This is a genomic window from Reyranella sp. GW821-FHT14A01 (assembly GCF_058803965.1).
This window is the reverse complement of sequence record NZ_JBXAPM010000002.1, coordinates 537,610-558,495: the sequence shown is the minus strand read 5'-3', so window position 1 is coordinate 558,495 and position 20,886 is coordinate 537,610. Positions and strand designations below refer to the sequence as shown.

The 20,886-nt window shown below is 67.2% G+C and carries 24 protein-coding genes; 14 read left to right on the top strand and 10 right to left on the bottom strand.

What is annotated here, in order from left to right:
• Positions 1-54 precede the first annotated feature (54 nt).
• Entirely contained in the window at positions 55-510 is a 456-nt protein-coding gene (locus AC1ROX_RS06485; RefSeq protein WP_493123583.1) for a metallopeptidase family protein, read from the bottom strand.
• A gap of 136 nt (positions 511-646) precedes the next feature.
• Here AC1ROX_RS06485 and AC1ROX_RS06480 point away from each other — a divergent pair, with 136 nt between their 5' ends.
• Genes AC1ROX_RS06480 through AC1ROX_RS06465 form a run of 4 tightly spaced genes read left to right on the top strand, consistent with a single transcriptional unit; the run spans position 647 to position 4,353 of the window.
• Complete coding sequence (locus AC1ROX_RS06480) at positions 647-1,561, top strand: ABC transporter permease (RefSeq protein ID WP_493123581.1); 915 nt, start codon at positions 647-649, stop codon at positions 1,559-1,561.
• Positions 1,562-1,571: 10 nt separating this feature from the next.
• Entirely contained in the window at positions 1,572-2,438 is an 867-nt protein-coding gene (locus AC1ROX_RS06475) for an ABC transporter permease (RefSeq protein ID WP_493123579.1), read from the top strand.
• Entirely contained in the window at positions 2,435-3,391 is a 957-nt protein-coding gene (locus tag AC1ROX_RS06470) for an ABC transporter ATP-binding protein (protein WP_493123577.1), read from the top strand. Before AC1ROX_RS06475 ends, AC1ROX_RS06470 begins: the two co-directional genes overlap by 4 nt.
• Positions 3,388-4,353 carry an ABC transporter ATP-binding protein gene (locus tag AC1ROX_RS06465; RefSeq protein ID WP_493123575.1) on the top strand — a complete coding sequence of 322 codons (966 nt, stop codon included), beginning with the start codon at positions 3,388-3,390 and terminating at the stop codon, positions 4,351-4,353. Before AC1ROX_RS06470 ends, AC1ROX_RS06465 begins: the two co-directional genes overlap by 4 nt.
• A 58-nt stretch (positions 4,354-4,411) precedes the next feature.
• Here the strand turns inward: AC1ROX_RS06465 and AC1ROX_RS06460 are convergent, their stop codons facing one another.
• Complete coding sequence (locus AC1ROX_RS06460; protein ID WP_493123573.1) at positions 4,412-5,950, bottom strand: ABC transporter substrate-binding protein; 1,539 nt, start codon at positions 5,948-5,950, stop codon at positions 4,412-4,414.
• Positions 5,951-6,031: 81 nt separating this feature from the next.
• Here AC1ROX_RS06460 and AC1ROX_RS06455 point away from each other — a divergent pair, with 81 nt between their 5' ends.
• From AC1ROX_RS06455 to AC1ROX_RS06440, 4 genes are all read left to right on the top strand, one after another.
• On the top strand, positions 6,032-6,319 hold the full coding sequence (locus tag AC1ROX_RS06455; RefSeq protein WP_493123571.1) for a 4a-hydroxytetrahydrobiopterin dehydratase: 288 nt from the start codon (positions 6,032-6,034) through the stop codon (positions 6,317-6,319).
• A 165-nt stretch (positions 6,320-6,484) separates the two neighbouring features.
• On the top strand, positions 6,485-7,495 hold the full coding sequence (locus AC1ROX_RS06450; protein ID WP_493123569.1) for an HlyD family secretion protein: 1,011 nt from the start codon (positions 6,485-6,487) through the stop codon (positions 7,493-7,495).
• On the top strand, positions 7,495-9,867 hold the full coding sequence (locus AC1ROX_RS06445) for an ABC transporter permease (protein ID WP_493123567.1): 2,373 nt from the start codon (positions 7,495-7,497) through the stop codon (positions 9,865-9,867). Before AC1ROX_RS06450 ends, AC1ROX_RS06445 begins: the two co-directional genes overlap by 1 nt.
• On the top strand, positions 9,851-10,828 hold the full coding sequence (locus tag AC1ROX_RS06440; RefSeq protein WP_493123565.1) for an HlyD family secretion protein: 978 nt from the start codon (positions 9,851-9,853) through the stop codon (positions 10,826-10,828). The genes AC1ROX_RS06445 and AC1ROX_RS06440 overlap by 17 nt, the downstream gene beginning before the upstream one ends.
• Positions 10,829-10,854: 26 nt before the next feature.
• Here the strand turns inward: AC1ROX_RS06440 and AC1ROX_RS06435 are convergent, their stop codons facing one another.
• Positions 10,855-11,568 carry a GntR family transcriptional regulator gene (locus AC1ROX_RS06435; protein WP_493123563.1) on the bottom strand — a complete coding sequence of 238 codons (714 nt, stop codon included), beginning with the start codon at positions 11,566-11,568 and terminating at the stop codon, positions 10,855-10,857.
• Positions 11,569-11,658: 90 nt separating this feature from the next.
• On the opposite strand from AC1ROX_RS06435, the gene AC1ROX_RS06430 reads away from it, so the two are divergent.
• The 3 genes from AC1ROX_RS06430 to AC1ROX_RS06420 all read left to right on the top strand — a co-directional run bounded on the left by AC1ROX_RS06430 (position 11,659) and on the right by AC1ROX_RS06420 (position 14,119).
• Positions 11,659-12,588, top strand: a complete 930-nt coding sequence (locus AC1ROX_RS06430; RefSeq protein ID WP_493123559.1) for a TauD/TfdA dioxygenase family protein — start codon at positions 11,659-11,661, stop codon at positions 12,586-12,588.
• Between the two features lie 64 nt (positions 12,589-12,652).
• A complete protein-coding gene (locus tag AC1ROX_RS06425; RefSeq protein WP_493123557.1) occupies positions 12,653-13,627 on the top strand; it encodes a tripartite tricarboxylate transporter substrate binding protein in 975 nt (324 codons plus the stop codon).
• 114 nt (positions 13,628-13,741) lie between these two features.
• Entirely contained in the window at positions 13,742-14,119 is a 378-nt protein-coding gene (locus AC1ROX_RS06420; RefSeq protein WP_493123555.1) for a copper-binding protein, read from the top strand.
• Here AC1ROX_RS06420 and AC1ROX_RS06415 read toward each other — a convergent pair whose 3' ends face one another.
• On the bottom strand, positions 14,120-14,452 hold the full coding sequence (locus tag AC1ROX_RS06415; protein ID WP_493123553.1) for a hypothetical protein: 333 nt from the start codon (positions 14,450-14,452) through the stop codon (positions 14,120-14,122). It lies immediately after the preceding gene.
• Positions 14,449-14,907 carry a CBS domain-containing protein gene (locus AC1ROX_RS06410; protein ID WP_493123551.1) on the bottom strand — a complete coding sequence of 153 codons (459 nt, stop codon included), beginning with the start codon at positions 14,905-14,907 and terminating at the stop codon, positions 14,449-14,451. The genes AC1ROX_RS06415 and AC1ROX_RS06410 overlap by 4 nt, the downstream gene beginning before the upstream one ends.
• Positions 14,908-15,064: 157 nt before the next feature.
• Here AC1ROX_RS06410 and AC1ROX_RS06405 point away from each other — a divergent pair, with 157 nt between their 5' ends.
• Entirely contained in the window at positions 15,065-16,162 is a 1,098-nt protein-coding gene (locus tag AC1ROX_RS06405; RefSeq protein ID WP_493123549.1) for a mechanosensitive ion channel family protein, read from the top strand.
• 121 nt (positions 16,163-16,283) lie between these two features.
• Positions 16,284-17,258, top strand: coding sequence for a Bug family tripartite tricarboxylate transporter substrate binding protein (locus AC1ROX_RS06400; RefSeq protein WP_493123547.1), 975 nt, complete (start codon positions 16,284-16,286; stop codon positions 17,256-17,258).
• 18 nt (positions 17,259-17,276) lie between these two features.
• On the opposite strand, the gene AC1ROX_RS06395 is transcribed toward AC1ROX_RS06400, so the two are convergent.
• From AC1ROX_RS06395 to AC1ROX_RS06385, 3 genes are all read right to left on the bottom strand, one after another.
• The gene (locus tag AC1ROX_RS06395) at positions 17,277-17,504 is read right to left on the bottom strand and encodes a hypothetical protein (protein WP_493123545.1); all 228 of its coding nucleotides are present in this window, start codon (positions 17,502-17,504) and stop codon (positions 17,277-17,279) included.
• Between the two features lie 48 nt (positions 17,505-17,552).
• Positions 17,553-18,485, bottom strand: a complete 933-nt coding sequence (locus AC1ROX_RS06390; RefSeq protein ID WP_493123664.1) for a TAXI family TRAP transporter solute-binding subunit — start codon at positions 18,483-18,485, stop codon at positions 17,553-17,555.
• Positions 18,486-18,549: 64 nt separating this feature from the next.
• Positions 18,550-18,795 carry a DUF3297 family protein gene (locus AC1ROX_RS06385; RefSeq protein ID WP_295145643.1) on the bottom strand — a complete coding sequence of 82 codons (246 nt, stop codon included), beginning with the start codon at positions 18,793-18,795 and terminating at the stop codon, positions 18,550-18,552.
• 187 nt (positions 18,796-18,982) lie between these two features.
• On the opposite strand from AC1ROX_RS06385, the gene AC1ROX_RS06380 reads away from it, so the two are divergent.
• On the top strand, positions 18,983-19,597 hold the full coding sequence (locus AC1ROX_RS06380; RefSeq protein ID WP_493123543.1) for a hypothetical protein: 615 nt from the start codon (positions 18,983-18,985) through the stop codon (positions 19,595-19,597).
• Between the two features lie 10 nt (positions 19,598-19,607).
• Here AC1ROX_RS06380 and AC1ROX_RS06375 read toward each other — a convergent pair whose 3' ends face one another.
• Positions 19,608-19,976, bottom strand: a complete 369-nt coding sequence (locus AC1ROX_RS06375; protein ID WP_493123541.1) for a hypothetical protein — start codon at positions 19,974-19,976, stop codon at positions 19,608-19,610.
• Between the two features lie 21 nt (positions 19,977-19,997).
• Positions 19,998-20,759 carry an SDR family NAD(P)-dependent oxidoreductase gene (locus AC1ROX_RS06370; protein WP_493123539.1) on the bottom strand — a complete coding sequence of 254 codons (762 nt, stop codon included), beginning with the start codon at positions 20,757-20,759 and terminating at the stop codon, positions 19,998-20,000.
• Positions 20,760-20,886: the final 127 nt, after the last annotated feature.

Below are 20,886 nucleotides of genomic sequence, written 5' to 3'. Positions count from 1 at the left end.
TTGTCATCCCGAACGAAGTGAGGGATCCTTCGCTTTATCTCAAAGCAGCGCCGCTTAAGCGCTCGGCTGGCTGCGCTGCGATTCTTCCTCGGCCTTGGCTTCGATCGCTTCCATGTCGTCGTCGCTCAGGCCGAAATGGTGGCCGATCTCGTGGATCAGCACGTGGCGCACAATGTGCGGCAGGTCCTCGCCTGACTCGCACCAGTAATCAAGGATCGGGCGGCGATAGAGGAAGATGCGGTCGATGTCGTTGGCGACATGGCCCGCGCCGCGTTCCATCATCGACACGCCCTGGTAGAGACCGAGCAGGTCGAACGGAGTCTCGAGCTCCATCTGCTTCTCGATCTCGTCCGACGGGAAGTCGTCGATCTGGATGCGCACGTTGCCGATGTGCTTGCGGAACTCCTCGGGAATCGTCGCGAGCGCCTCGGCGGCGATCGCTTCGAAATCCTCCAGTGTGGGCGCCAGGCCGAAGCAGGGCGTGCGCCGAGGATTGTTGAAGACCGGCATGACTCCCCCTTATAGGACCCGCGCGCCCACGCCAAGCGCTTGTCGTGATCGTTTGTGCACCTTCCTATCTTGAAGTTTGGCGTGTTATTCGCATGGTCGCCTTCCTGATTGATCCGCATTAAGCTCGCCGCCGCATATGCTCAAGTTTCTCGTCCGCCGCCTGATCGTGGCCCTGCTCGTCGCGGCCACGGTCATGACGCTCGCGTTCATCCTGACGCGACTGTCGGGCGACCTCGCCACGTCGATCGCCGGCCCCAACGCCACGGCCGCCGACATCGAGGCGATCCGCAAGGCCTATGGACTCGACAGGCCGGTGCTCAGCCAGTTCTTCGACTGGGTGGGCCGCGCCCTGACCGGCGACCTGGGCAAGAGCTACTTCTTCCAGACGAACGTCTCGTCGTTGATCGCCGAGCGCATGCCGGTGACGCTGACCCTGGGCCTGACAGGCCTCACCATCGCACTTCTCATCTCGATCCCCATGGGTATCCTTGCGGCGGTGCGCGAGAATACCAACTTCGACCGCGCGGTGCAGATGGTCGCCTTGCTCGGCCAGGCCATGCCGTCCTTCTGGCTGGGCCTCCTGCTGATGATCACCTTCGGCCTCACCCTGGGCTGGCTGCCGATCTCGGGCACCGGCTCGTGGGAGCATTTCGTCATGCCGGGCATCGTGCTGGCCTTCTCCGCGGTCCCTGCCCTCACGCGCCTCACGCGCGCCGGCATGATCCAGGCGATGGCCAGCGACTACATCCGCACCGCGCGCGCCAAGGGCTTGTCGCGCGCGTCGATCCTGCTGAAGCATGCCCTGCGCAACGCCGCCATTCCCGTCGTGGCCATCGCAGCGGTGCAGCTCGGCTTCATGCTGGGCGGCTCGATCGTCATCGAGCAGGTCTTCGCGCTGCACGGCGTCGGCTTCCTCGCGTGGGAAAGCATCGCCAAGAACGACTTCCCGGTCGTGCAGGCCGTCGTGCTGGTGCTCGCCGTCATCTATGTGGCTCTGACCATGGTTTCCGATCTGTTGAACGCCGTACTCGATCCGCGGCTGAGAGCATGAGGCTGGGGGCATGAGTGCTGCCGTGTCGGTCAATGCCGGCCCGCGACGGGGCTGGAGGAGCGCGGGCACCTGGATCGGTGCGGTCATCGTGGGCGTTGCGCTGATCTGCGCGATCTTCGCGCCGCTGCTGGTGCCGCACGATCCGTTCGCGCAGGACCTCAGCAAGCGCCTGCTCGTGCCGTTCTGGATGGAAGGGCACGATCCTGCCTACATCCTCGGCACCGACCAGCTCGGTCGCGACTATCTCTCGCGCCTGATCTGGGGCTGCCGCATCTCGATGCTGATCGGCATCACCGTCACGATCGTGTCCGGCGTGATCGGCATCGCGATGGGCGTGCTGGGCGGCTTCTTCGGCGGACGTATCGACGATGCAGTCCTGTTCGCCATCACCACGCGCCTCTCCATCCCGGTCGTCCTCGTGGCCCTGGCCGTCGTCGGCCTGCTCGGCACCTCGATGACGCTGCTGGTGCTCACGCTCGGCCTGCTGCTCTGGGATCGCTTCGCGGTCGTGGCGCGCTCGACCTCCATGCAGGTGCGCAACCTCGATTTCGTGGCAGCCGCCTGGTGCGCCGGCTGCTCGCGCTTCCGCGTGCTGTCGCGAGAGGTACTGCCCAACATCGCGAGCCATCTCGTCGTGGTGGCGACGCTCGAGATTGCGCTGGCGATCCTGCTCGAAGCCACACTGTCGTTTCTCGGCCTCGGCGTGCCGCCGCCGCTGCCCTCGTGGGGCCTGATGATCGCCGAGGCCAAGGACTACATGTTCTTCAGCCCGTGGGTGATCGTGATCCCCGGCGTGGCGCTGTTCGTGCTGGTGCTTGGCATCAACCTGCTGGGCGACGGCCTGCGCGACGCCTTCGGCACGCGGTCGCGCACATGAGCACGCTTCTCGACGTCGAGCGGCTCGAAGTGGGCTTCGGCGGCCGCACCTCGGCGGTGCGCGGCGCCTCTCTCACGGTCGAACGCGGCGAGACCCATTGCCTGGTGGGCGAATCGGGCTGTGGCAAGTCGGTGACCGCGCTCGCGATCATGAACCTGCTGGCGCGCGGCGGTCATCGCACGGCCGAGCGTCTCAACTTCCAGGGCGACGATCTACTGAAGCTCGACGATCGCGGCATGTCGCGGCTGCGCGGCAATTCCATGGCGATGATCTTCCAGGAGCCGATGACCAGCCTCAACCCGGCCTACACGATCGGCTCGCAGATGACCGAGGTGATGCGCCGGCACAAGAAGGTGAGCCAGCGGGTCGCGACCGACCGCGCCGCCGACCTGCTCGGCAGGGTCGGCATCACCGCGCCGGGGCTGCGCCTCGGCCAGTTCCCGCACCAGCTCTCGGGCGGCCTGCGCCAGAGGGTGATGATCGCCATGGCGCTGATGTGCGAGCCGCAGCTCCTGATCGCCGACGAGCCGACCACGGCGCTCGACGTCACGGTGCAGGCCCAGATCCTGCGCCTGCTCGCCCAGCTCCAGCGCGACCTCGGCCTCGGCCTGCTGCTGATCACCCACGATCTCGGCATCGTGGCCCGCGTCGCCCATCGCGTCTCGGTCATGTATGCCGGCGAGGTCGTGGAGAGCGCGGCGACCGCCCAGCTCTTCGCCGACCCGAAGCATCCCTACACGCAGGGCCTGCTGCGCTGCGTGCCGGTGCCCGGCAAGCAGCGCCAGGACGAGCCGCTGGGCTCAATCCCCGGCACGGTGCCGCGCATCGGCCCGGGCTTCGAGGGCTGCGGCTTCCGCGATCGCTGCACCTTCGCCGATGCGACCTGCGCCCACACCGTGCCGCATCAGGTCGCGGCACCGGGTCACGACTATCTCTGCCGGTTGGCACCATGAGTGCTGCAACCGCCCTGCCGGCGATCGAATTGAAATCGGTCGGCAAGACCTTCCGCGTCTCCGGCGGCATTTTAGGCAAGGATCGTCGCGTGGTCGCCGTCGACGGCGTCTCCTTCGCCGTACCGACGGGCGGCGTGATGGGCGTCGTGGGCGAATCGGGCTGCGGCAAGTCCACCCTCGCCCGCCTGATCCTGGGCCTGCTCACACCCGACGCCGGCGACATTGCGGTCGAGGGCCAGCGCATCGTCGACATGGATCGCAAGGCCCGCGCGCGGCTGATCCAGCCGGTGTTCCAGGATCCGTTCTCGTCGCTCAATCCGCTGACCCGTATCCGCGACATCGTGGCGATGCCATTGCAGGCACAGGGCACCTTCTCGCGCGCCGAGATCGCCAAGCGCGTCGACGAGATGCTGGAGCGCGTCGGCCTGCCCGGCGAGATGGGCAATCGCCTGCCGGCCGAACTGTCCGGCGGCCAGCGCCAGCGGGTCGCCATCGCGCGCGCGCTGGTGCTGCGGCCGCGCATCGTGGTGTGCGACGAGCCGACCTCGGCGCTCGACGTTTCGGTGCAGGCGCAGATCCTGAACCTGCTCGCCGAGCTACGCCGCGACCTCAACCTCACTTATCTGTTCATCAGCCACAATCTCGCGGTGGTCGAGCATGTCGCGAGCGAGGTGGCGGTCATGTATCTCGGCCGCATCGTCGAGAAGAAGCCGACGCAGGCGCTGTTCCACGAACCCGAGCATCCCTACACCAAGGCTCTGCTCGCCTCCGTGCTGACGCCCGAACCGGGCCTCGGCGTGCCCGATGTGGGCCTGGGCGACATCATGCCCGACCCGGCCAACATCCCGCCCGGCTGCCGCTTCCATCCGCGCTGCCCGATCGCCGAACCGCGCTGCTCAACGGAAACGCCGCCGCTCAGGCCTCGGCCCGGCGGCGGCGTGGAGTGTCTGCTGGTTCCTTGATCGCCGATCTTGGTTCAAGCGAAGACGCGCCACGGAGTGGCGCGCCCCCAGCAATGACTCATTTCCATTTGGCAAAGTAGAAGCGCGGCAGCTCGTCCGGGTAGGTCTTGAACTCGAGGCCCTTGGCGAAGGCGTAGACGTTCACCGTGGTGTAGATCGGCATCCAGTAGGCCTTCTCGGTGGCGATCTTCACGGCCGCCGAATAGGCCTTCTTGCGCTTCTCGACGTCGGAGGTGGCGCCGCCCTCGGCGATCAGCTTCTCGAGCTCGGGATCCTTCGAGTAGTTGTCGAGCGCGCCCTCGCCGAACATCACCGGCATGATCGCCGACACGTCGTTGATCGAGTAGCTGCCCCAGGTCGCCATGTAGAGCGGCGCTTCGCCCTTCTGCGCCTTCTGGATGCCGGGAGAGACCTGGAGCTGGGTGATCTTGGCCTTGATGCCGACGGCACCCAGGTAGTTCTGCACCGATGCCGGCCATGAGGTCGGCTGCACGTAGGTCACGAGCTCGGTCTCGAAGCCGTTGGGGAAACCCGCCTCGGCCAGCAGCGCCTTGGCCTTGGCCGGATCGTAGTCGTACTTCACCGCGGCATCGGCATCGCAGCCGAACTGGCTGGGGAAGCAGGGCGCCGGCGGCACGCGGCTGCCACCGCCCACCAGCTTCTCGGAGAACTGCTTGCGGTCGACGGCATGCCAGATCGCCTGGCGCACCTTGACGTTGGTGAGCGGGTTGCCCGCACCCGAGCGGCCGGCGGCATCGATCGACAGATAGCCGACCCTCATCGATTCCTGACGCACCGCCTGCAGGAACGGCATCTTGTTGATGTCGTTCGCCTGGTCGGGATTGATGTTCCAGATCCAATCGGCCTTCTGGGCCAGCAGCTCGGTCACCGCGGTCGCCAGTTCGGGCACGAAGCGGACATGCAGCTTCTTGATCGCCGGCACGCCCTTGGGCGAGCCCTTCCAATAATCCTCGAAACGCTCGAAGAGGATTTCCTTGCCCTGGTCGTTCTTGACGATCTTGTAGGGACCGGCGCCGATCGGCTTGGCCGAGAAGCCCTCCGGCCCGACCTTCTCGCGATAGGCCTTGGGATGGATCGGCGTCACCATGGCAAGATATTCCAGCGCCGCCGGCGTCGGCCGCTTCATCTTGATGCGCACGGTCCAGTCGCCGGTCTTCTCGACCTTGTCGATCCAGGCGTAGTTCGACGGCACCGCGACCTTGGACGCGGGATCGATCGCCATATTGATCGTGTAGACGACATCGTCGGGCGAAAGCGTGCTGCCGTCATGGAACTTCACGCCCTGGCGGATCGTAAGGTCGAGCGTGCTGTCGTCGGTGAACTTCCAGTCGGTCGCGAGCGACGGCTTGAGATCGAAGGTCGCGGGATCGCGATGGACCAGCATGTCCCAGGCCTGGTGCGCCAGGATCAGGCCGGTGCGCTGGCTGTTGAAATACATGTCGACGTTGGGCACGGCGTCGTTGAACAGGATGCGCAGCGTGTCGGCGGACTTCTGCGCCGAGGCGGGCGCGGCAGCAACGGCACCGAGGGCGGCAGCCGTGGTGGACAACAGGGCAGTACGTCGGGTGATCTTCAAGAAAGCCTCCGGTTTGTTGGGGCGAGCCTAGGCTGCTGTGCCGCGATGAGGCAAGCTTCACGCCAACTGAGGAGAGAACAGATGACCGCCAAACTTGCCGGCAAGGCCCGCACCCAGGCACTCGCCACCATCAAGGGCTGGAAGAAGGTGCGCGGACGCGACGCCCTCCAGAAGAGCTTCAAGTTCGCCGACTTCAACGAGGCCTGGGGCTTCATGACCCGCGTCGCGATGGCGGCCGAAAAGGCCGACCACCATCCCGAATGGTCCAACGTCTACAACAAGGTCGAGATCGTGCTGTCGACGCACGATGCCGGCGGCCTGTCGCTGAAGGACGTGGCGCTGGCCAAAATCATCGACGCCGTCGCCTGACGGGACCCACGATTCGACACCTGCATGCGCACTGCAGCAGCCTGCACTTCGGCGAACGTCTAACTACCGCCGTCCGGGGCGACCGGGCTATCGTCAGGCGATGACCGACGACCAGCGAAGCCCGAGTTCCGACGAGGTGCCAATGCGTTCACGTGAGGCATTCGCATGACGACGCCGGCTCCTCCAAAGCTGGCTCCCCCAAGGGCGGCGCTGGTCATCGTCTCCATCTCGATCGCGGCGATCATCGCGCTGTCGCTGTGGTACCTCGTCCAGCCGCAGCCGCTGCTCATCCAGGGCGAAGCCGACGCCACGCGCGTCGACATCGCCGCGCGGGTCGACGGCAGGCTGGCGCAGCGCCTGGTCCATCGCGGCGAGAACATCGCCGCCGGCCAGGTGCTGGTGACGATCGACAATCCGCAGCTCCTGACCAAGCTCAAGGAAGCGGAAGCCGCCCGTGCCGTGGCCGTGGCCGATCTCAAGCGCATCGAGGTCGGCACGCGGGCCGAGGTGATCGCCACGCGCAAGGCCGCGCTGGCTGCCGCCGAGGCCAATGCACGGCTGGCGGAGCAGAGCTACGACCGCACCAAGCAGCTCACCACGCGCGACTTCGCCTCGGTGCAGAAGCTCGACGAGGCGACCGCGACCCTCGACGTGGCGCGCCGCAGCCAGCAGCAGGCCAAGCTGTCGCTCGACGAGGCGGTCGCGGGCTACACGGCCGAGGAACGCGGCGTCGCTCAGGCGAGCGTCGCCAAGGCGGATGCCGCCATCGCCACCCTGCAGGCCCAGGTGGCGGAACTCACGGTGAAGGCGCCGATCGCCGCGCAGGTCTACCAGACGAGCGCCGATCCCGGCGAATACGTGTCGCCCGGCGTTCCCCTGCTGTCGCTGGTGGACGTCGCCGACATCTGGGTGCGCTTCGACATGCGCGAGGACCTCGTGAAGGGGCTGAAGGTCGGCGACCGTTTCGAGGTCCGCGCGCCGGCGCTGGGCGACCGGCCGATCACCGTCGTGGTCCGCCGCATCGCGACCCGCGGCGAGTATGCCGGCTGGCGCGCGACCCGCGCGACCGGCGACTTCGATCTCAGGACCTTCGAGATCCGCGCCTATCCGGTCGAGCCGGCGCCCGAGCTCAGGCCCGGCATGAGCGTCTATGCCGACTGGAAGAAGCGCCCCTGATGGCATCGGCACCGCCTTCGACGGGCCTTCTCGCCGTTGCACTGCGCGAGCTCGCCTGGCTGTGGCATGACCGGGTCGCGTTGTTTCTCGTGGCCGGCGTGCCGCTGATCGCCTTCACGGTCCTGTCGATCACCTTCAGCAACGCCGTCATCCGCGACCTGCGGGTCGACGTGGTCGACGCCGATCGCACCGAGACCTCGACGATCTACGTGCAGGCGCTCAATGCCGCGCCGGGCGTGAACGTCACGCGACGCTCGACCGACCTGAACGGCGCCATGCAGGCGGTGCGTTCCGGCGACGCCATCGCCACGGTCTATCTGCCGCGCCATCTCGAACGCGACATCGCCGCCGGCAAGCAGCCGCAGATCGTGATCTTCCACAACAAGCAGTTCTTCACGCCGGGCAACATCGCCTCGAGCGCGTTGGGCGCTGCGGTGTCCGCCGGCACCGCCAGCCTGCCGGCCGGACCACGGGGCGCGGCGGGATATGCGCCCGGTCCTCTCGTGGTCGAACAATACGTGCTCACGAACCCGGCGCTGAATTATGCGCAGTTCCTGCTGCGCGCGATCCTGCCGACCTTCCTGCACATCGTGGCCGCCGCCGCGGCAGGCTATGCCGTCGGATCGGAATTCGGCTCGCGCAACCGCCAGGAATGGCTCGCGACCGCCGGCGGCGATCCGCTCACGGCGCTGGTCGGCAAGCTCGCACCGTATTTCGGAATCTTCGCGATGCTCATGATCGCCGACGCCCTGACCATCCATGACCTCTACCAGGTGCCGTTCCGCGGCAGCAGCCTGATGACGGGCGCGGCCGCCTGCCTGTTCCTGGCGGCCTATCTCAGCCTCGGCGCCCTCCTGCAGCTTCTCGTGCGCAATCTCGCCCTCGGACTGACGCTGACCGCCATCATCTGCTCGCCGGCCTTCGGCTTCGCCGGCGTCGGCTTCCCGGTGATGGCGATGGGCGACTTCGCGCGCACCTGGGGGGCGTTCCTGCCGCTGCGCTGGTTCATCGAGATCCTGTTCGACCAGGCGGCGCGCGGCATCCCCGTGCAGGATTCGCTGCCCGCCTTCGCCGCGCTGGCGATGCTCGCCGGAGTCTTCTTCATCCTCGCCGTGCTGCGGCTGCGCTCGATCGCGCGCGCGCCGGCCAGGCCGCAGCCTCCTCCGGCCGCAGACGGAAGTGCACCGGAGCCGCAGGCCATGCCGGCGCATCTCCGCCTCGCCGCGGCCTTCGCAGCCGAATACCGGCGCGTCCTGGGCGACCGCGGCGCTTTCGGCCTGCTGGTGATGGCGCCGCTGATCTACGGCGTCCTCTATCCGCAGCCCTATCTCGGCGAGGTCATCCGCGCCGTGCCGATCGCCGTCGTCGACAACGACTCGACCGAACTCAGCCGGATGATCGTGCAGGCGCTGAACGCCTCCGAGGCGATCCGGGTCGCGGTTCGGTCGAGCACTCTTGCCGATGCGCAGGCCGCCCTGCAGCGGGGCGAGGTCTTCGGCATCGTCGACGTTCCGAGCGGAACGGAGCGCGACGTGCTGGCGGGACGCAAGGCGCGGCTGCCGGCCTATGTCGATTCGGCCTACTTCCTCCTCTACAACCGCACCCTGCAGGGCATCAGCGAGTCGGTCGGCGCAGCGACGGCCGAGTTGCTGTCGCACGATGCCCGCCCGGACGGAAGCCTCGCCCGCGCCGCGATGGCCAGGGCCTCGCCCGTCGAGGTGCTGAACCAGCCGCTGTTCAATCCGACCGGCGGCTACGGCAGCACCATCGTGCCGACCGCCTTCATCCTGATCCTGCAGCAGATCATGCTGATGGGCGCGGCGACCCTGGGCGGCGTCGCCTACGAGCAGGGCGGATGGCAGGCGCGCCGCCGGCGCGGTTCGATCTCGTCCGTCGCCGGCCAGGGGCTTGCCCATCTCCTGCTGGTGCTGCCGGGCGCCGCGCTCTTCCTCGTGGTGTTGCCGCGCGTCTATGGCATTGCCGCCACGACCAACCTGCTCGACCTGCTCGCGATGACGATACCGTTCATCCTCGCCGCGAGCTTCCTCGGCCAGTTCGTCGGCACCTGGTTCGGGCGGCGCGAGACGGCGGTCGTCCTCCTGATGGCATCGAGCCTGCCGCTCCTGTTCCTCGCCGGGGTCTCGTGGCCGGTCGAGGCCATCCCGACCTGGCTGCGAACCGCGAGCCTCGTCTTTCCCAGCACCTCGGCGATCGATGGCCTCATCCGCATCAACCAGATGGACGCGCGCCTGCACGACGTCTTCGGGGACTGGATCACCTTGTGGGTCCTGGCCACGCTCTACGGCACCCTTGCCGTGACGGCGACCTGGATCTCGGCCCGCGAAGGAGCGCTCCGTGAACGCACCGCGTAGGAAGCGCCTCGCCCTGGGCGGGCTGGCGGTCGTCGCGCTGGCCGCGATAGCGCTCGCCGTGCTGTGGTCGCGGCACGACCAGCCGCTGGCGCCGATCGCGGGCATGGTCCGCCAGACCGAGATCCGCATCGCACCGGAGATCAGCGGCCGGCTGGCATCGATTGCCGTGCAGCCGGGGCAGGCCGTGCGCAAGGGCGAGCTTCTCGCCGTGCTCGACAATCCCGATCTGGCCGCCGCGCTTGGCGAAGCCATGGCGGCGGCAAAGAGCGTCAAGGCGGAACACGACCGGGTCTATGCCGGCCTGCGCGCCGAAGGCGTCGCCATCCTCGACCAGACGATGCAGACGGCCGAGACCACCCTGCAGCTCGCCCGGCAGGAGAATGTCCGGACCAAGGCGCTGGCGGCCCGCGACTTCACCAGCCGGCAAAAGCTCGACGAGAGCGACGCCTCGCTGGCCAAGGCCGAAGCCGACCTGGAGTACAAGCGTGCCCAGCTCGATGCCGCGCGCGCCGGTCCGACGGAGGAGGAGCGCGCCGTCGCCGATGCGCGCGTGGCGCTGGCGAACGCGACGGTGGCGGACCTCCAGGCACGGCTCGACAAGACGCGGCTGGTCGCCCCGGCCGATGGCACTGTCGGCATCCTCGTCGCCGAGCCGGGCGAGATCGTCCCGGCCGGCAAGCCGGTGCTCACCCTGAACGTCGGCAACGAACGCTGGTTCGCCTTCACCCTGCGCGAGGACGCGCTCGGCAAGCTCACCGTCGGCAGCGAGGTCAACCTGGTCACCGACTCCGGCCAGCGCATCGTCGCGCGGGTCACGGAGTTGCGGCCGCTCGGCCAGTTCGCGACCTGGCGCGCCGCCCGCGCCGTGGGCGACCACGACCTCAACAGCTTCCGCCTGCGGCTCGACCCGCTCGGCGCCGTCGACGGGCTGCAACCGGGCATGACGGTGTGGCTGCGCTGACGTGATACCGGTCGGCGGCGCGAGAGTCAGCCGCCTGCCTTGACGACCTCGTTGAAGTGCAAGCGGACGCGGACGGCCGAGTGTTCGAGCAGCAGCCGGCCCGCACGCTCCGCGCCTTCGGCATCGCCCGCCGAGACACAGTCGGCAAGACGCCGCCAGTCGGCCGCCGATTCCTCGCGACCCGCCCGGGTGAGGAAGCTGCTGGCCTGGCCGCGGATCAGCTGCCACATGCCCATGCCGGCCAGCCGCTTGTACATGTCGGGCAGGTGGTTGTTGCCGCAGCGCTCCGTGAGGAACGTCTGGATGCGCACCGACTGGGTCGCGAAATCCTGCGGCGACATGTCGGCGATGGCCGCCATGCTCTCCAGCTCGGCCACCAGCGCCTCCAGCTCGGCGCGTTCTCCCGGACCGGCCTGGCGCGTGTAGCGGCCGGCGGCGACGGCGAGCAGCGCGGTGCGCAGTTCGAACAGGTCGTCGAGGTCGCTGCGGGAGAATTCCGCGATCCGCGCGCCCGAACGCGGGATGCGTACGACATAGCCCTGCCGCGCCAGCGCGATCAGCGCCTCACGCACCGTGGCGCGGCTGACCGCATGGGTCTGGGCCAGCAACTCCTCTTTCAGCCGGTCGCCCGGCTTGAGCCGCCCCGTCATCACATCTTCCAGCACGCGCTCGGCCAGTCGCTCGGGCAGCGACTTCACGAGCTTTCCAAGCGGCGTTTCCGGAATGGGGCTGGCGTCCATGCGGCGACGATCCCTGTTTTGTCTGACAATAAACAGTATATTGACCGATAATCGGTCGGCTGGATAGATTGGAGGCTTGGGAGAACTCACATGAACTCACTCGAAATCACCCCTCTCGGTTTTGCGGCGGGCGCCCAGATCCGGGGCATCGATCTGCGCAAGCCGCTGACCAACTCGCAGCACGAGGAAATCTACAAGGCCTGGCTGGAGCACATCGTGCTCGTCTTCCCCGAGCAGGACCTGACGCCCGAGGAGCAGATCGCCTTCTCGCGCCGCTTCGGCGTGCTCGACAATCACGAGTCGCAGGCGCCCTCGACCCTGCATCCGGATCATCGCGAGATCCTGGTCCTGACCAACAAGATGGTCGGCGGCAAGAAGTCGGGCACCCACAATTCGGGCCGCAACTGGCACACCGACTTGAGCTACACGTCCCGCCCCGCCAAGGGCGCGGTGCTCCACTGCAAGGAGAAGCCGCCGGTCGGCGGCGACACGATGTTCGCCAACCTCTATCTCGCGCTCGAGACCCTGACGCCGCCGATGCGCGGCTTTATCGAGACTCTCGAGGCGCTGCATGACGTGTCGATGATCCGCGGCATCGAGGCACGCGATCCCGCCGATGTGGCCGAGATGAAGCGGCGCAATCCGCCGGTCGTCCATCCGGTGGTGCGCACCCATCCCGAGACCGGCCGCAAGTCGCTGCTGGTCAACCAGCGCATCCGCCGCTTCCTCGGCATGTCCGACGAGGAGAGCCAAAGCCTGCTGGCGATGCTCAACGCGCACGCGACCTCACCGGAATTCGTCTACCGCCACCGCTGGAGCCTCGGCGACGTGGTGATGTGGGACAATCGCTGCAGCGCCCACGTGGCGCTGGGCGACTTCGACCAGACCAAGCCGCGCGTGATGTTCCGCTGCTCTCTCGAAGGCGAGGTCGAGAGCGGCCGCATCGCGAGCAACACGACGGCCAACACGGCGGGCAACGATCGCGAATCGACGCTGCAGGCGGTCGCCGCCGTTTCCTGAAGTGGCCGCAAAGGCTCAACGACAAGACAAGACAAGACAAGAAGTACGAATCGGGAGGATGGAAATGTTGCGTTCGAAGTTCATGGGGCTGCTTGCCGGCAGCCTCCTCGCACTTGCCATGCCCGCCGTTGCGCAGACGCCGTCCTTTCCCGACAAGTCCATCCGGCTTGTCGTGGGTTTCCCGCCCGGCGGCGCGACCGACGTGATCGCGCGCCTGCTGGCGCAGGGTCTTACGACCGAACTCGGCCAGACCGTGCTGGTCGAGAACAAGGGCGGCGCGAGCGGCATCATCGCCTCGGAGATGGTCGTGAAGGCGCCGGCCGATGGCTATACGCTGCTCTTCGTGCCGAGCTCGCACGCGACGCTGGGCGCGCTCTATCCCAATCTGTCCTTCGATCCGATCAAGGACTTCACGGCAATCGCGACGGTGGCGCGCACGCCCTACCTGCTCGTCGTGCATCCCGACCTGGGCGTGAAGACCGTGGCGGAGCTCATCGCCATGGCGAAGGCCAAGCCCAACGGGATCGCCTACGCCTCGACCGGCATGGGTACGGCGCAGCATCTCGCCGGCGAAGTCCTGCAGCGCACCGCCGGCGTGCAGATCCTCCACGTGCCCTATCGCGGCAGCGGCGCGGTGCGCGCCGACATCCTGGCGGGCCGCATCCAGACCATGTTCGACAATGTCGCGGTGATGCTGCCCTACGTGCAGCGTGGTGAGATGCGCGCACTTGCGGTAACGGGACCCAAGCGCAGTTCGCTGGTTCCGGAATTGCCCACCTTACGCGAGTTGAACCTCGCTGCTGCCGAGATCGAAGGATGGTTTGTCGTCCTCGGACCGGTCGGCGTTCCCGATGCCGTGGTGCAGCGCCTGAATGCCGCCGTAAACAAGGTCCTGGCTTCACCGGCGACGGCCGAACGCCTCGCCACGATGGGTGCCGAGCCGCTGATCGGCCCGCCGCAGGACGTCGTCACCCTGGTGAGCGGCGACCGCGACCGCTGGGGCAAGGTGATCCGTGATGGAAACATCAAGCCAGAGTGATTGAAAGGGGCTGTGACAAGCGACCGTTACACCCCTTGCAACCTCTGGAATTCGGCCCGCGCCTTCCCAGATGGGTGATCACTGAATAGCGTTCACCATCGGAAAGTCAGCCCAATGTCCAAGAGTATGTTCGCGCTTGCTGCGTCTTGTGCCGCGCTTGCTCTTTCGCCTCTTACGGTTTCGGCAACCGGCCTCCCCAGCATCTACGGTGCATACGGCGAATACGATCACGATCTCGACAACTGTGCGGTCGAAGTGCCGCCCAACGACGCGTTGCTGGCGAGCGGTCGCGTCGTTGCCATCGATGCGGCTGCAGGCCGGATCACGCTGGACTACCGCCCGCTCCCGCTTCTGCCCGAGGGCGGCGTGAGGATCTTCACCGTCGAGGATCCCGCGTCCCTGAAAGGCCTCCGCCCCGGCGATCGCGTCCGCTTCGAAGTCGAACGCGAAGGCCGTCGCTTCGTCGTGACGCACCTGGAGAACAGCAATTAGCTAGGAGGCCAGCCGCTTGCGCGCGTGACGCAACAGTTCGCCGTCGTGCGGCTGATCCATCTCCTCGACGCCGACCAGCTTCTTCGCAAGCTGTTCGGCGTGACCAACCTTCACATATTTCTCAAAGTCCTGACGCGGTCCCGTGGGGCCCGCGATCATCCAGCCTTCGACCTCGGTGAGCTCCGCGAGGATCGCCTCGAAATATTCGCGATCGTCGCGGACCCGGCCTTCGCCCTCGGCCTTGACCTCGAGCTTCTCCACCTCGCCGGAGCCGAAGCGGTAGATGTGGGCCTCGTCGGCGTTCAGCCAGACGGCAGCGTGCGGCGAACTCACATGCCCCTCCCGCGTTCCTCGGCACCCTGATTGTGCTCGCCGCCCGGCTGGGCGATCTCGCGCAATGCATTACCGACCTTGCGGCCGTCATTCTCGTGGGCCGCAACATCGGCCAGCGACAGGATGCCGACCAGCCGCTTGTCGCGGTCGACCACCGGCAGGCGGCGGATCTGCTGCTCGCCCATGTTCCTGGCGACGTGCGCGGTATCCTCGTCGACGAAGCAGTACTTCACGTCCTCGGTCATGATCTCGCGCACTTCGGTCTTGGGCCCCTTGCCCTCACCTATGGCGCGCACCGCGATGTCGCGGTCGGTGATCATGCCGATCAGCCTGTCTTCCTCTCCAACCGGCAGCAGGCCGGCATCGATGGCCAGCATCATCCGCGCCGCGTCCTCGATCGTATGGTCGGGTCGCGCGACACAAACGTCGCGCGTCATTGCCTCGCTCACTCGCATGGCATCGCTCCCTCTCGTTCGGGTTCAGCGAAAAAACGCCGTTGCAGAGCGTGTGGTTGCGCCGCTTTTCAACGCACAATGTGCGGGAAATACAGCATAAAACCGTAACCTGAAGTCGGCGGAACTGCCGGCGCGAAGGCGACGTTTGCGCTGCACCATGGAAAATCCGCTCTTCTGGCTCGATCGCATCGCGACCTGGGCGCCGAACTGGGCGATCTCGGTTGCGTGCTTCGTGGCGGCCGCGGCCCTGGCCATCACCCTGCACGGCCTGGCGCTGCGGCTGTTGCGCCGGCTGATCCCCGCGTCGGCCGATTTTCTCCAGTCGCTGGTATCGGCGACCCAGGCCCTGCTGCGGGTCGCCCTCGTAATCTTCGCCGTAGCCCTCACCCTGCCGCTGGTGCCGCTCGAAAGCGAAGGCCGGGCGATCGTCGGGCATGGCCTGATCGTGGCCTTCATTCTCCTGCTGGGTTGGAGTTGCACGGCCGCCATCACCCTGGCCTCGGACTTCTACCTCCGCCGCTCCGACATCGACTTCAGTGGCGATGCGGTCGGCCGCAAGCACCTGACACAGGTGCGCGTGCTGCGACGCGTGGCGGGGACGGTGGTGATCCTCGTCACGGTCGCCGCGGCCCTGATGACGTTCGATTCGGTGAAGCAGTACGGCGTGAGCCTGATCGCATCGGCGGGTGCGGCCGGTCTCGTCGTCGGCCTTGCCGCGCGCCCGCTGCTCACCAACCTGTTCGCCGGCATCCAGATCGCGATCACCCAGCCCATCCGCATCGGCGACGCCGTCATCGTCGAAGGCGAATGGGGCTGGGTCGAGGAGATCACCGGCACCTATGTCGTCATCAAGATCTGGGATTGGCGCCGGCTGGTCGTGCCGCTCTCCTACTTCCTCGAAAAGCCCTTCCAGAACTGGACGCGCCAAACCACCGACCTGATCGGGTCGGTGCTGCTGTGGGTCGACTACACCGTCCCGGTGGCGCGCGCGCGAACCAAGCTCGAGGAGATCGTGAAGTCTTCGAAACTATGGGACGGGCAGGTCGTCAACCTGCAGGTCGTCGACAGCGGCGAGCGCGCCGTGCAGCTACGCTGCCTGGTCAGCGCGCGGACCTCGCCCGAGGCCTGGGACCTGCGCTGCGAGGTTCGTGAAAAGCTGATCGCCTTCCTGCAGAACGAGTATCCCGGCGCCCTGCCCAAGCAGCGCGCCCAGGTGGTCGACTTCGAGCGCGTGTCGGCCCCCGCCGCCGAATAAGGCCTGCCGCCGAATGAAGCCTTTCGGGCCGCGAAAGGCCCCCGCGATTTGAGTGGCCTCGCGCGATCCCGCGTCCGATGCTCCGCTCAATCAATTCGCCAAAAACTTGGAGGAAGACATCGTGGCACAGAGGCGGACATTCATTCTGGGCGGGCTGGCGGCGTCGACCGCTTTGGCCACGGGCTTCGGCGCCCGGGCGCAGGCTTTCCCGACCAAGCCCATCCGGTTCATCGTGCCCTTCGCGGCCGGTGGCAATGCCGACGTGACGGCGCGCCTCGCGGGCGAAGGCATGTCGCGCAAGCTCGGCCAGTCCGTGATCGTCGACAACCGGCCCGGCGCCGGCGGCGTGGTCGGCCAGGAGATGGTGCTGCAGGCGCCGGCCGACGGCTACACGATGGTGATCGCGGCCTTCGGCACGCTCTACGTGTCGCCGCTGATGGCCGGCAAGCCGTCGATGGTGCCGTCCTTCGCACCGGTCAGCATGCTGAGCACGGTGCCGATGATCGTCGTCGTGCCGGCCAACAGTCCCTTCAAGGACTGGCAGTCCGTGCTGGTGGCCGCCAAGGCCAAGCCCGGCACGATCAGCATGGGTCACGCCGGCAACGGCACGCCGAACCACACCGATATCCTGCGCATCCAGGAGAACGAGAAGGTCAGCTTCTCGATCGTGCCCTATCGCGGTTCGGGCGTGGGATTGAACGACGTCCTGGCCGGCCAGATCGACACCTACGTCGATCAGCTCAGCAGCTCGCTGCCGCATCTCCAGTCGGGCAAGCTGCGCGCCCTCGTGGTAGTCGGCGAGAAGCGCACGCCCGAACTGCCGAACGTGCCCACGCTCGCCGAGACCGGCTGCAAGCCGTTCGACGGCGGCACGACGCTCGGTGTTTTCGTGCGTCAGGACACGCCGGCGCCGATCATCAACACGCTGAATGCCGCCGCCGTCGCCGCGCTCGATGACCCTGCGATCAAGCAGAAGTTCACCGAGCTGGGCGCGACCGTGCGGCCGTCGACCCCGGCGGAATTCGTCGCCTTCATGAAGACGGAGGAAGCCGGGATCGGCGAACTTGCCGCGAAAGGTTTGCTGAAGCCCGAGTAGGCGCGCGAGGGCGAAGACCTACTTGGTCTTCGCCTTGCCTTGCCCCTTCGGATCGCCTGCCTTGCCCTTGGCTTCGGCGTCCTTGAGCAGGCCGGCTTCTTCCGAATCCAGCGCCTGCATGGCTTCCCGGGCGTCACTGTCGACGCTGCCCTTCTTCAGGTAATCGGCCGTGCGCTTGTTGTAGTCGGCGGTGGCGCTGTAGCTGCCTTCACCTTCGACCTTGCTGCTGGCTTTGGACTTGTCCATGGCTGGCTCCTTCGTTGTCCATTGGCCAACGCGGCACCTAGCCGTTGGTTACGTGAGCAGGCCGATCTCGCGATAGAAACGAACGACTCCGGGATGCAACCTTTCGCGTCCGGGCACCGCGGCGACCGTATTGGCGGCCGTCGTGTCGACCAGTTGGGCCGGATTGCCGGCCTGCTGCACGGCATACAACGCCTTCACGATCCGATAGGCCGCCGTCTCGTCGAGCCCGGGCCGTGCCAGCACGAAGCTCCAGGAGCCGACCGAGGGGATCGCCGCCGCCTGCCCGGGAAAGCTGCCGGCCGCCTGCGTCACCGGCTTCAGGAACGGATGCTTCGCCAGGATGCGCTGGATCTCGGCGGCATCGGGCGCGATGAAGCGCGCGCCGCTGTTGGCCATGGTCACGAAGCCCGGCCAACCGTTGCCGCCACCCCACAGGGCGGCTGCGCGACCGTCCAGCACCATCGCCGGGCCGTCGCCCGCGCGTTCGAGATAGATCGGCTGGAAGTCCTTCGCGGCGTCCAGCCCGAGCCCGTCCATGGCATAGCGGCCGAGGATCACCAGGCCCGAACCGCCGGCGCCCCAGGCGATCGGCTTGCCCTTGAGGTCGGCGATGGTGCGATAGGGCGAGTCGGCGCGTACGACGAACATGCCCGCGGTGGGATACATGGCCGTCAGCACGCGCAGGTCGGCCGGTGCACGGCCGACACCCTGCAGCACTTCGTGCACGACCTCGCCCTGGACCAGCGCGATGTCGAGCGTACCGGCTTCGAGCATCGGCACGTTCTCGGTGCTGCCCTTGGTGTTGATCGCCTCGATCTCCAGGGTCGGATCGAAGCGGCGCACGCCCTCGACGAAGGCCGCGCCATAGACCGGGAAGCCGCCGCCCGGCGTGGCGGTGCCGAGACGGATCTTCATGGCCTGTGCTCCCGCGGGCGTGCCTGCGAACAAAAGACCGGCCGTGGCCGCTGCCGTTCGCAACATGCCGCGCCGGCTGGGCAGCTTGCCTGTCGTGCGTTGCTGTCCATGCGACCGGCCCATGCTGTGCCTAGGACTTCTTGGTCTCGAAGTAAGGCTCGACCGTGCCCTTGAGCTTGATCGTCAGCGGATTGCCCTTGCGGTCGACGGTCTTGCCGACGGCGACGCGGATCCAGCCCTCGCTCACGCAATATTCCTCGACGTTGGTCTTCTCCTGGCCATCGAACTTGATGCCGATGCCGCGCTGGAGAAGCGCCTCGTCGTAATGGGGGCTCTTGGGATTGGTGGACAGTCTGTCGGGAAGCGTATCGGTCATGGGCACCCCTATAGCATCAACCCCGAGCGGCAGCCCGGGGATGATTCGGAGCCAACAGCGAATACATCCGGCGTGCAACAAAGGCTGTAAACAGCGGCCCGCCTGCCCGATTGCCGCGGACGCGGCCGGGCGTTAGTTTCCCCGCGGGAAATTGGGATTGGCAGTGCAGTTATTGACCGGGGGTTTCATGGCTTGGGGTCGTCTTGTTCTTTTGGCAATGGCCGTGGTGGGTACGGTCGTCGCCTGCAGCCAGGGCTCGCGGGTGGTCGTGCAGTCGACGGCGCAGATCAAGCGGGCCTATTGGGGCCTGCCGCAGGCTGGTCCCGGCGCCGACGTGACCAGCATGGTGACCTGTCCGGGCGGCTATCCCTGCGACGTGTTCGCCAACGGACCGGCCTATAACGACAGCCGCTACGATCTCGCCAAGAAACTCACCGTGATCTGGACCTGCCAACCGCAGAATTTCGTGCTGGCCGAGATCGCGCCGCCGACCTTCAAGGTCCGCATGGCGTGCGTCGGCCAGACGCCGCTCGTGCCGCGCCGCATCGACATCCTCGAAGCCTCGTGGGGCGGTCCCTCCGGCTCGGTCGACGTCACGCAGCAGGTGCGCGACATCTGCGGCGACGGTCCGACGCGCTGCCAGGTGCCGGCGATGGCCTACATCTTCGGCATGCCCGACCGGCTCACCAAGACGCTGCGCATCCGCTACACCTGCAACGGCCAGACGACGCCGGGCCGCCAGGCGACGGAGAACAGCATCGCCGACCTGCGCTGCGAGCAGCCGGCCGATCTCGGTTACTAAAGAAGAAGCGTCAACGCTGCCCGGCGGGAGCGCCGGGCGGCGGGTTGCTGCGGCGACAGTCGCCGTGCAACAGGCCACCATAGTTGGCGCCGAGCGGCGTCATCGAGAACGCGCCGTCGTTGCGGTTGTAGGTTATCGAGAAGGTGGGGAAGCGCGCCCGCAGCGACTGGAACGTGGTGGCCACGTCTGTTCCCTCCAGCATCGCGATCCCGTCCCAGATGCCGGCCGTGTTGCGCCGGTCGTCGAACACGATCGCGAAATTGCGCACCTGCCCGCCCTGGTCCGTGACCTTGCAGGCAAGCCAGCGTGGCTCGGCGCTTGCCGGCTGCGCGACGGCAGCCAGGCCGACTGCCGCCATCAGTAAGGTTGCAGGCCGCATCGCAACGCCTTCCCGATCCGCTTACTTGGGCGCCATCCGGATCGCGCCGTCGAGACGGATCGTCTCGCCGTTCAGCATGGGATTCTCGACGATGCTCATGGCGAGCTGGGCATATTCCTTCGGGTCGCCGAGGCGCGAGGGGAACGGCACCTGGGCGCCCAGGCTCTTCTGCGCTTCCGCCGGCAGGCTCATCATCATCGGCGTGAGGAACAGGCCCGGCGCGATGGTGCAGACGCGGACGCCGAGGCTCGCGAGGTCGCGCGCGATCGGCAGGGTCATGCCGACCACGCCGCCCTTCGACGCCGAATAGGCCGCCTGGCCGATCTGGCCGTCGAACGCCGCGACCGAGGCGGTGTTGATGATGACGCCGCGCTCGCCGCCGTCCATCGGCTCGGCCTGGCTCATCGCGTAGGCCGCGACGCGGATCACGTTGAAGGTGCCGATCAGGTTCACCTGGATGACCTGGCTGAACATCGCGAGATCGTGCGGGCCGGACTTGGAGATGGTGCGACCCGAGCGGCCGATGCCGGCGCAGTTCACGACGACGCGCGGCGCGCCCAGCTTCTCGACGACCGTCTTCACCGAGGCCTCGACGCTGGCCGCATCGCCCACGTTGGTCTTCACGAAGAGGCCGCCGATTTCCTTGGCCTTCTGCTCGCCCAGCTCGTCCTGCAGGTCGAAGATCGCGACCTTGGCGCCCGCTGCCGCCAGTGCCGATGCCGTGGCGCCGCCCAATCCCGACGCGCCGCCCGTGACGATCGCGGCCTGACCCTTGACGTTCATTGCAGTCCTCCGTGGTTGGGCGCTTTTAGCATTTCCATCCCCCTTGCCAAGCTGGCGCCCGGAGTCGCAGGACCTCGCACCGGCCCGTCACACAAGAGGGGCAGAGTGGGCTTCCGTGACTCGAGGA